This window comes from Rhizobium pantanalense (assembly GCF_030182525.1).
GTDB lineage: Bacteria > Pseudomonadota > Alphaproteobacteria > Rhizobiales > Rhizobiaceae > Rhizobium.
On the sequence record NZ_JAQJCH010000053.1, the window covers coordinates 1 to 454 of the forward strand.

Below are 454 nucleotides of genomic sequence, written 5' to 3' on the forward strand. Positions count from 1 at the left end.
GGTGGAAGTGAGCAACTTGACTGTCGATCAATTGCAGCAACGACTGAACGCCGTTCGACAGGGTATTTTTGTCTTCGGAGATGGACAGAACGACGTACCCTATTCCCGCCAGCGCCAGGACGAAGTCATAGTCCACATCAGCGACCTGAATTCCCGGATCGCTGAGAACGAAACTCGGGGCGCCGAAGTCGAAAAGCAACTGACAGAAGAAGGAATTCGAGTCAGCAGCCTCGAATCCGCAACCGCGACGGCCCCGTTCGACGGAGTCGTTTGGAGCAGAAGCATCGTCAATGGCTCCAATGTCGTGCTCAATAATGAGCTCATGCGAATCCTCGATTGCCGGGAGTTGTTCGTCGACATCCTTGTTCCCGAAGTCGATTATGACGAAATCTATCCCGGACTGGCCGCACAGGTTCGGCTGCTTGGTCGCAGCGATGTTTTCAAAGGTTCAGTC

Annotated in this window: 1 protein-coding gene; it reads left to right on the top strand. The window is 54.0% G+C overall.

The window, feature by feature from the left end:
• Window positions 1–454, top strand: a 454-nt coding sequence (locus PH558_RS34095; protein ID WP_285208570.1) for an HlyD family secretion protein, incomplete at both ends; no start/stop codon positions are given.